Annotated in this window: 8 protein-coding genes; 6 read left to right on the top strand and 2 right to left on the bottom strand. The window is 37.3% G+C overall.

Annotated features, from left to right (window positions below; all coding sequences use genetic code 11):
• Positions 1-444: 444 nt before the first annotated feature.
• Together HDE68_RS10880 and HDE68_RS10875 are read right to left on the bottom strand one after the other, a co-directional pair.
• Positions 445-963, bottom strand: a complete 519-nt coding sequence (locus tag HDE68_RS10880; RefSeq protein ID WP_183881700.1) for a DUF4337 family protein — start codon at positions 961-963, stop codon at positions 445-447.
• 35 nt (positions 964-998) lie between these two features.
• The gene (locus HDE68_RS10875) at positions 999-1,889 is read right to left on the bottom strand and encodes a hypothetical protein (RefSeq protein WP_183881698.1); all 891 of its coding nucleotides are present in this window, start codon (positions 1,887-1,889) and stop codon (positions 999-1,001) included.
• A 401-nt stretch (positions 1,890-2,290) separates the two neighbouring features.
• On the opposite strand from HDE68_RS10875, the gene HDE68_RS10870 reads away from it, so the two are divergent.
• The 6 genes from HDE68_RS10870 to HDE68_RS10845 all read left to right on the top strand — a co-directional run bounded on the left by HDE68_RS10870 (position 2,291) and on the right by HDE68_RS10845 (position 7,986).
• A complete protein-coding gene (locus HDE68_RS10870) occupies positions 2,291-3,214 on the top strand; it encodes an outer membrane protein assembly factor BamD (protein ID WP_183881696.1) in 924 nt (307 codons plus the stop codon).
• The gene (locus tag HDE68_RS10865) at positions 3,214-3,540 is read left to right on the top strand and encodes a DNA-directed RNA polymerase subunit omega (protein WP_183881694.1); all 327 of its coding nucleotides are present in this window, start codon (positions 3,214-3,216) and stop codon (positions 3,538-3,540) included. The genes HDE68_RS10870 and HDE68_RS10865 overlap by 1 nt, the downstream gene beginning before the upstream one ends.
• 46 nt (positions 3,541-3,586) lie before the next feature.
• Positions 3,587-4,786, top strand: coding sequence for a bifunctional phosphopantothenoylcysteine decarboxylase/phosphopantothenate--cysteine ligase CoaBC (gene coaBC / locus HDE68_RS10860; protein WP_183881691.1), 1,200 nt, complete (start codon positions 3,587-3,589; stop codon positions 4,784-4,786).
• Positions 4,783-5,685: a DUF4835 family protein gene (locus HDE68_RS10855; RefSeq protein ID WP_183881689.1), complete on the top strand. Its 903-nt coding sequence runs from the start codon at positions 4,783-4,785 to the stop codon at positions 5,683-5,685. The genes coaBC and HDE68_RS10855 overlap by 4 nt, the downstream gene beginning before the upstream one ends.
• 122 nt (positions 5,686-5,807) lie before the next feature.
• Complete coding sequence (locus HDE68_RS10850; RefSeq protein WP_183881688.1) at positions 5,808-6,191, top strand: BlaI/MecI/CopY family transcriptional regulator; 384 nt, start codon at positions 5,808-5,810, stop codon at positions 6,189-6,191.
• 4 nt (positions 6,192-6,195) lie between these two features.
• Positions 6,196-7,986 (top strand): M56 family metallopeptidase, encoded by a 1,791-nt coding sequence (locus HDE68_RS10845; RefSeq protein WP_183881686.1) that lies wholly within the window; start codon positions 6,196-6,198, stop codon positions 7,984-7,986.
• The last annotated feature ends 36 nt before the right edge of the window (positions 7,987-8,022 follow it).

The raw sequence follows: 8,022 nt of genomic DNA, 5'->3' as shown, positions 1-8,022 counted from the left end.
AAATAATAAGGTAAAACAAAATAGCTACAATACCTTAATCAACTATAATCAGCGAAAGACATCCAGGCAGGCAGACCCCGGATAACACACAATCAACCCCAAACAGTGTCACAGACAATGTTCAACGAATGTACAACCAATGTTAAACCTATACACTCCCTATCCTTGATACGGATTTCAATCGGGGTTGAAACGCCTTGACCCGTTTCAACCCCGTATCAACCCCGATTCAACCATAGCTTTAATATAGTATAAGGATTCCTGCAACATTGCCTGAAATAGCCGTTAACCACTTGTCAACACACTTTCTCCATTTCAACGCTATTCGTATATACCTATACTATATATACTACTTCAAAATCACGATAAAATCCTTCCCATTATACCCGGCTAACCGATTAAAAACAACTGATAACCCAGACCAAACATGCTCCTTAACCCCTATCAAATTATACCATATAAGAAAGAGAAGATCCCTGCTAATGAAAAAAGAAGGCCCAGATACCACAAACTCTTTCTTTTAGTCAGAATTGAAATAGCAGAAATAGCAATTGCGATCTGAAATAGCGTAACCGCTTTAGCCAGCGAAACATGTTTATCTAAATGATCTTCAGATAATTTTTCATGTGCTGTCGCTATCTTTTTTATTTCCTGCTGTTCCTTTTTATACTGCGCTATTTTAGCAGCATCATCTGTCCCATTTACCCGCAGAGATCTGATTTCCGCTTTAATCCCCTTTGCCTGGTAATACGCCCATTGATCAGAAGCCTTTATTTGTTCAATTAATGCTTCATTTGAATGGTGTCCGGCCATTAATCCTGCGATAGCAGCAAAAACAGCAACCAAAGCAGTAGATATTGCTAAATACATGATCCACTTATTTTCATTGCCCTTCAATGCCTCTTCCGATTTCTCTGCGATAGTTTCATGAAGATGTTCCGTAGGTATTTCTATTTCTTCCATAATTTGATTTTAACTACGTTTAGTATATCAATAATTTAAAATTTCAGTGCTATCCCTGTCTCCAGATTGAAAAGGTTGGTTTTATCAGATAATCCCGAACTGATATTTCCAGGTAATTTGTTCTGAGCCCTGGAATACGTTGGGGTTAAAGTAAAAATGAAATGGTTGAGCTTATATTCAACCGGAATCGAAAACTCATAATCCAGCAACCTGAATTTTTCAAGATCCTGCTTCTGTATTGCGGTCAGTTTACTCTGTGCAGTATTCTTAGCTGTATTTTTGAGTTTTTTATTGACCAGATAGGAATCATAAAAGTTTTGTGTACCTGTATTCAATATAACTGTTGGCGAAATAGTCAGCTGATCTTTGATATTGAAAAGATCAGCCAGCATAAAAGCATGGCTTATTCCAGCACTTAAAAAAATATCATTTTTAAACCCCTGCTTATTAAAACCATAATCTGCACTGATGGAAGGTGTGATAATATCGTTCAGATCATAATTGAAACTGGCATTAATTGTCGCACTTTGAGAAGAAGCAATCTGGGTACTTTTAGGATTATAAAATGATTTTGTAAAAGATATTGCCCCGTCCAGGTTATCGGTCAGGTCGAAATCATACCCGGCAGCAAGATCTCCGCTCGTCAATTTTGCATTTTTGCTATTTAACAGATAGTCCAGACTTCCAGCCACATAAATACCAGATTTAAAAGTATATCTGATGCCGGGTGTGATAACAGGCGTACGTGCCGTATCTGACCGTCCCATGAAAACACTGTTGTTCAAATAATTGACTCCAAATTTCAAGGATGGTTTCTGCTCATCTCTTTTGCTGCTGTTAACTGCAGGATCACTTTGTGCAAAGCTGCATAATGCATAAAAAACAAGAAATAAGGTGAATAGGGGTTTATAAACAGATTTTATCATGAGAAAACGTTAAAGCTTGATTCAAAAGACTATAGAATATAAATAAGGTTTAACGGTTTCATAAAAGATATAATTGTAACCAATTGCCATGATTTAAGTACCACTTACCCGAAAACAGTCAATTCCGGATGCTATTTCACCACCAAATATTTATTGTTTCAACAAATTTAAATAGCTATATTTAAACGGCCGTTTAGAAATGAGGGCGTAATCCAAATCATTTAACCTCTTCGAAACAGCGTTTTTATCCCCATTTTTGCCATTAATTAAATAGATAACCCCTTTCAGAGAATTTATTTGTTAAAATATGTTAACAGCTTGACTTATAAAAAGGCTTTATATAGCTTAGCGGTCGATTATTTTTAATTGACGTTATCGTATTATTAACTTATCTTTGCACAATGTTTAAAATTAAACACGTTTTTATACTAAGTTTTACTGTTATTGCCCTGAGTATTGCAGGTTGCAAAAGCCGTTTTGAAAAAATCAGGCTCAGCAATGATGTGGCCAAAAAATATCAGGAAGCAATAAAACTATATAACAAGAAGGATTATTCAAAAGCCCTTATTCTATTTGAAGATCTTTCTCAGAAATATAGAGGAAGAACTGAAGCAGAAGATTTGAATTATTACTACGCTTATACGTTATACAGACTAAAGGATTTTACCACTGCCCGTTATCAGTTTAAATACTTCGCGGATACTTATCCAACAAGTAAAAACGCTGAAGAATGCCGCTATATGGGTGCTTATTGCTACTACCTGGATTCTCCTGAATATACATTAGAGCAGGAAAACACTTATAAAGCGATTGATGCATTACAGTTGTTTATCAACTTATATCCTAAAAGTGAGCGTGTTGCTCAGGCAAGTCAGTACATTACTGACCTGCGTGCAAAACTGGAGTTAAAAGCCTATACAAATGCAAGGTTATATTATGATTTGGGTGGATATGATTTATCTTACTACAAATCATCTGTAATTGCTTTGAAAAATGCAGAAACTGATTTCCCGGATATCAAGTATATAGAAGATATGGACTTGCTGATTGTTAAATCACAATATTCATATGCTAAAAACAGTTATGCTTTCCGTCAGGAAGACAGATATAACGAAGCAATTGGTTATGCTAACGAATTTATTGAAGCACATCCTGAAAGCAAATATATTCCTGAAGTGAAAACGCTTAAAACAAATAGTGAAGAAGGAATAGCAAGTGCAAAACAATTGATGGCTCAGGATGCCAAACTCACTGCAAAATACAGAGCATTAATGGAAAAAGATGCTAAAAAAGATACTACCACGATTAAAACCCCCAACAAATAATGAATACGAATAAACCCGCTATACCAAATACTACGGTAACAAGAAATGTAAACGATTTAGACCAGAAGACACACAACATTTATGAGTCTTTAGTGATTATTTCTAAAAGGGCTAATCAGATTTCAAATAACATGAAAGAGGAGTTACATGGCAAATTAGCTGAGTTTGCTTCTTCTAATGATAATCTGGAAGAGATTTTCGAAAACAGAGAGCAAATTGAAATCAGCAAGCACTATGAGCGCATGCCAAAACCAAGCCTTATTGCAATTGATGAGTTTCTGAATGATAAAATTTACCACAGAAATCCATCTAAAGATTCACAATAAATTTCGCATAGGTATTAAATCGCATATCCATTTGCATTAATAGACCATGCTCAGAAATAAAAATATCATCCTTGGCGTTTGCGGCAGTATTGCAGCGTATAAATCTGCGGTACTAGTTAGATTACTAGTTAAAGCTGGTGCAAACGTCAGGGTAATTCTTACAGCAGATGCGGCAAACTTCATCACGCCGCTTACCCTTGCTACCCTCTCTAAAAATCCTGTTTACACCAAATACTTCGAAGAAGAAACCGGAGTGTGGAGTAATCATGTTGAATTAGGTCTGTGGGCTGATTATATGATAATTGCCCCTGTCAGTGCTAATACGATCGGCAAAATGGCCAATGGTCTTTGCGACAACCTCCTTAGCGCTGTATATCTTTCCGCAAAATGTCCTGTGTTTTATGCCCCGGCAATGGACCTGGATATGTGGAAACATGAAAGCACAAAAGCCAATATAGAGAAATTACAAGGCTTCGGCAATACCATCATCTCACCAAACAATGGTGAACTTGCCAGTGGCTTATATGGAGAAGGAAGAATGGCAGAGCCGGAAGAAATCGTAGCCTATCTATCTGATACGATCAGAAAGAATCTGCCTCTGGCGGGTGTGAAAGTGATGGTTACTGCCGGTCCTACTTATGAACCTATAGATCCCGTACGTTTTATAGGGAACCATTCCTCAGGGAAAATGGGTTTTGCCATTGCAGATGAAATGGCAAGTCTGGGCGCAGAGGTAACTCTGATCAGCGGGCCTACCTCAGAAAAAAGCACACAGTATGTACATAGAATAGATGTAACTACTGCTGGCGAAATGCTCGAAGCCTGCAAAAAAAATTTCCCGGATAACTCAATTACTGTAATGAGCGCCGCAGTTGCGGATTATACCCCTGTACACGTCGCTGCACAAAAGATCAAGAAAGCTTCCGAAGAATTTAGTATTGAATTAAAAAAGACAACGGATATTCTTGCTACCCTGGGTCAGACAAAGACCAAAACGCAGCTTCTTATTGGATTTGCATTAGAAACCAATAACGAGGAAGAACATGCAAAAGCTAAACTGATCAAAAAGAACCTTGATCTGATTATTCTGAATTCATTAAATGATGCAGGAGCAGGCTTTCAAAAAGATACGAACAAAATTACTATCTTTAATCAGTGCCTGGAGAAAACGGTATACGCAGTAAAATCAAAAGCTGAAGTTGCCAAAGACATTTGCACTGAAATATTAAAGCTGCGCCAAGCATGAAAAAAATCACTTCTTTAGTTTTCGCTTCACTATTCTTTTTTTTAACTGGTTTTAGCCAGGAATTAAATGTCAGGGTAACAGTCACAGCACCTACTGTACCTAACATGGATAAAAAGAATATAGAGCTGATTCAAACTACGGTACGTGAGTTCATGAACAACAATAAGTGGACAAATGAAACTTACCTGCCTCAGGAAAGAATTGAAGGTAGTCTTGTCATCACCATCAGCTCTTGGGATGGCGGTTCTGGCTATAAAGCAGATGCACAGATACAAACCAGCAGACCTATCTTTGGTACCTCCTATAACAGTACAATTCTGAATTTAAGTGATAAGGATTTCGATTTCAGTTATAATGAAGGTGAGCCGGTGAACTTCTCGGATCAGAACTTTTTAAGTAATCTGGGTTCATTGTTATCCTACTATGCGTATACGATGATTGGATTAGATAAAGATACTTTTAGTAAACTGGGCGGAACGCAATATTATCTGAAAGCGCAGAATATTCTGAATGTAGCACAGGTATCAGGCAATACCGGCTGGAAAGCCTATGACGGTTTACGTAACAGATACTGGCTAAATGAAAACCTGCTGAACAAGAGTTTTGAAGATCTCAGAATTTTCATTTATAACTATCATACCAATACACTTGATCGTATACAGGATAATCCAACCAAAGGCTGCCAGATGTTATTAGGTTTTTTACCAGACTTAAAACAGATGGATAAACAAAAATTAGGTTCGATTTTCCCTAATGTGTATCTCGCTACTAAAGCAGAAGAAATGGTCAATATCCTTGTCACAGGAAATACCCAGGATAAAATTCAGGCCTATAACCTGCTCAGTGAAATCGATCCTGCAAATATCAATAAATACGAAGCATTGAAAAAAGGGCTTTAAATACCCCCTCTCCCCTCCTTTTCTTATTCCTTATTTTAACCTTTCTTATTTTTCTTAAAATATATTTTGGATATACGAATATATTCGTACATTAGTACTACGAAACAATTCGTAAATAAAATATGTCATCCGAAATCACAACAAAACCAACAGAGAGCGAATTGGAGATACTTCAGATTTTATGGGAGAAAGGAAACTGTACGGTTAGAGAAGTGCACGAAATACTGACCCTGAACAGAGAAGCTGGTTATACAACTACCCTGAAAATTATGCAGATTATGCATGAAAAAGGGCTGGTCAAACGAGATACAAATCAAAAGACTCATATCTATAGTGCATTGGCCAGTCAGCAGAAGACCCAGCAGCACCTGGTTTCTAAATTAATTGACAATGCATTTAGCGGATCTGCTGCAAGGTTAGTGATGCAGGCCCTGGGAAATCATACTTCAAGCAAAGACGAGATAGAAGCAATAAGGAAATATTTAAATGAATTAGATCATCAATAAAATTATGGAAGCTTTATTAAACAATCTCATACAGGCAACAGGATGGAGTATCCTGCATTCGCTATGGCAGGCCGCATTTATCTATGCTTTACTGCTTCCAAGTCAACTGCATGTCTTTCAATTGAAAGCAAAAACGAAATACAATCTAGCCTATGCCGCTAACGTAGTTATACTGATCTGTTTTGCAGCTACCTTCTTTAGCGTATTTAAATGGCCGGCAGCACAGGACAATACGATCATGTCTAATATAGCTCCTGCTTATCAGCTAACCCATTCAGGCCTGGCTGCAATTATAACTCGTTATGCAGAAAAAGCTTTCCCTTTTCTGGTCTTGCTTTATAGCATAGGTATGATTATTCAATCTTTTATCGTTTTTAAAGGATACAATAAAATACAAAATCTAAAAATGGCAGCGCGTATCCATATTCCTGAAGAATGGAATACACTTTTTGAAGATCTAACCAAAAAACTGAATATCAGTAAACACGTCTCCTTTCATTTATCTGATCATGTAAATGTACCCTTGGTTATTGGCTTCTTTAAACCAGTTATTCTTTTTCCGGTAGCACTGGCAGCACAAATGGATATGAAGCATGTGGAGGCCATTCTTATTCATGAACTCTCCCACATCAGACGGAACGATTATATATTCAACCTGATCAGGACCCTGATTGAAACTATCTTGTTTTTCAATCCTTTTGTATGGCTGACAGGCAAATTTATAGATATCGAGCGCGAACATGCCTGTGATGACCTGGTAGTTAGTTTAACCAGTACACCATTGACCTATGCGCATGCATTACTGCAGGTAGAGTTGCTTTCGGACAAGAGTTCGCCACTATTCGCTTTAGCGGCGACAGGAAACAACCAGCATTTATATCAAAGAATCAAAAGAATAACAGATATGAAAACAAGCTATATGAACTCCAAACAGAAGTTGTTTGCGGTTACAATTACCGTTGCAACTATAGTTTCACTGGCATGGATTAGTCCGGCAAAAAGTGAAAAACAGCAAAAGAATTTTAAGTTACAGACCAACACAGCTTTAACCGCTTCTACTGTACAGCTTCCTGCAGATACAGGAAAAAAGAAATTAAAGCGGATTATAATCACTAAGAATAATGGTGCTGATTTGAGCAGAAGATTAGATACTACTGTTCTTGACAAAGATAGACATGCTGAAAATTCAGCGCTGATTTCGGGTAATTCGCTCAACATCAGAATAGATTCCATCATCAGTCCTGAAGTTTCGGTTTCAGTTGCAAATTTTGCAGTAGATGTAAAAGATATGGTGTTGGCCAGTCTTTCCGGAGATCAGAGCAAATTAGCAGGCATGACTGCAGATCTCGAGAAAAAAGGTCTGGAATTACAAAAGAAATTCGACTCACCAGAACAAAAGGCAAAATGGGAGAAGTTTGCAGCTGAGGCGAAAGCAAAGTATGATAATCCTAAGGAACGTGCTAAGCTTGAGAAAATGGCTGCTGAAATGAAAGCTAAAGCTGTCGAAATGAGAGCCAAATATGATACGCCTGCACAAAGGGAAAAAATCAGAAAGATGCAGACCCAGGCTGCATTACAGGTTGCAAATATTCAGAAAATGGTCAATTCGGAAGAGTTTAAAAACAGGAGCCAGTTTATCATCAGCGATAACATCCCTAACAGAATTGTAATATTGGGTGATACTGAAGATCAGAAAAAACTCAAACAAACTGCAGAATACCAGGAATTGAAAAAGAAATTTGATGAGGATGTGGAGAAGCTGAAAGCCAGGACACTCAAAAAAGAAAACCAATAGCACAATTGAATGGCTATAGCGTAAAAAATTAATACA

This window comes from Pedobacter cryoconitis (genome assembly GCF_014200605.1).
GTDB lineage: Bacteria > Bacteroidota > Bacteroidia > Sphingobacteriales > Sphingobacteriaceae > Pedobacter > Pedobacter cryoconitis_B.
The sequence above is the reverse complement of the archived record's forward strand: the minus strand, read 5'-3'. Positions and strand labels throughout refer to the sequence as shown.